The 1,727-nt window shown below is 72.5% G+C and carries 3 protein-coding genes; 2 read left to right on the top strand and 1 reads right to left on the bottom strand.

The features are described from left to right. Nucleotides 1–124 precede the first annotated feature (124 nt). A complete protein-coding gene (locus KDL01_RS40875) occupies nt 125–1,093 on the bottom strand; it encodes a sigma-70 family RNA polymerase sigma factor (protein ID WP_212534102.1) in 969 nt (322 codons plus the stop codon). A gap of 30 nt (nt 1,094–1,123) precedes the next feature. Between KDL01_RS40875 and KDL01_RS46920 the strand changes: the two genes are divergently transcribed. Further along, nucleotides 1,124–1,333, top strand: coding sequence for a carboxymuconolactone decarboxylase family protein (locus KDL01_RS46920; protein ID WP_212534103.1), 210 nt, complete (start codon nt 1,124–1,126; stop codon nt 1,331–1,333). Nucleotides 1,334–1,432: 99 nt separating this feature from the next. Then, nucleotides 1,433–1,727, top strand: a 295-nt coding sequence (locus tag KDL01_RS40885; protein WP_212534104.1) for a YjbQ family protein, incomplete at its 3' end; no start/stop codon positions are given.

A 1,727-nucleotide genomic window follows, 5' to 3' on the forward strand; every position in this document is an offset into this window, starting at 1 on the left:
TCAGCTCCCGACACGTGACCCACACGTCGGGACCTGCCAGTTCACCCGTCCACTCACCCTGCATGACAGCATTCTGGCCCAACCGCTGCGCGGCCGGGCCAGAACAGAGATCTTCATCGGACTTCTAGTCCTCCCCGGTGCCGCCTGCGTCCGAAGGGGCGGCACCGGGGAACGCCATCGTCGCGCGGATCCGGGCGAGCCTGGCCGGATCGGTCAACCCGTGCATCTCGGTGATCAGGCCGTTGACGACGACGAAGGCCATGACCGAGACCGCCTCGCCGTCCGGATCGAAGGCCATGAACCCCGGCAGGCCGTCGACGTACACGCGGATCCCCTGCCGGCCCGAGCCGGCCCCCAGCCGCGCACCGCGGGCGACCTCGGTGGCCCCGAGCACGACCGAGGTCCCCGCGCCCGTCTCCACGCTCAGCTTCACCTCCGGGTCGAGTACCCGCAGCAGTCCCTCGAAGTCCCCCTGCCGCGCCGCCGCGAGGAAGGCGTCCACCACGACCCGCTGCTCCCGCGCGTCGGCCGACGGGGCGTCACCCTCGCGCACCTTCCGGCGCGCCCGACTGGCCGTCATCTTCGCCGCGTCGGCGGACTTGCCGAGAATCCGCCCGATCTCGTCGAAGGACACGCCGAACAGGTCGTGCAGGACGAAGGCCAGCCGCTCGTTCGGCCCCAGCGAGTCGAGCACCACCAGCAGCGCCAACCCGACCGAGTCGGCCAGCACCGCGTCCTCGTCCGGCGCGAGCGGCCCCTCGGCCACCACGACCAGCCGCTCCTGCCCCGCGTCCCCCGCGTCGAACGGCGCGACCGGGTGCGTCTGGCGAGTCCGCAGCACGTCGAGGCTGAGCCGGCCCACGACCGTGGTGAGCCACCCGGCCAGATTCCCGATCTCGGACGCGTCCCGCTGGGACAGCCGCAGCCACGCGTCCTGCACCACGTCCTCCGCGTCGGCGTGTGAGCCGAGCACGCGGTACGCGACCGCGCGCAGCCGCTCGCGCTGCCGCTCGAACGCCTCGGCCACGGTGTCGGCCGTGGACTCGGCCGTGGACTCGGCCGTGGTCTCGGTCGCCGCGTGGTTCTCGCTCATGCCTGTTACCTTCCTCTGATCCGCTCCGCCATGGGGAATGACGGGCCGATCCGTCCCGAGGTAACCACCCCTCGGCACCGATCCCGACCGACATTCCGAGGGAGCGGCGAGATCTGGGCGGCAGCCGCTGAGCACTTCGGCCAGGAGCAGCTGTCCTCGATCCTGCTCTGCGTCGCCCTGGCCAACTTCTCCAACCGGATCAACCGCGCGATGCGTACCCCGGCCGGCAAGGTCTGGTGACGGCGGGCTGCGGGGCGGCGCGTCAACCTGCGGCTGATCCCCCGTCCGGCGTCCGAGCCCTGCGCGCGTCCGGGCGCCCGGCGGTGGATCATTGGCCCCATGCCGAACTTCACCACCAGGACCCTGCCAGTCCGCACCGGCCGGACCGAGACCGTGTACGACCTCACCCGCGACTGCGAGGCCTTCCTCGAGGACGCGGCCGGCGGCGCCGACGGCCTGCTCAACGTCTTCGTCCCGCACGCGACCGCCGGGATCGCCGTCCTCGAGACCGGCGCCGGCAGCGACGACGACCTGCTGGCCGCGCTGCGCGACCTGCTGCCCGCGGACGACCGCTGGCGCCACCGCCACGGCTCCCCCGGCCACGGCCGCGACCACGTGCCTGTCTCTTATACAA

It is taken from the genome of Actinospica durhamensis, from assembly GCF_018139695.1.
Taxonomy (GTDB): Bacteria; Actinomycetota; Actinomycetes; order Streptomycetales; family Catenulisporaceae; genus Actinospica; species Actinospica durhamensis.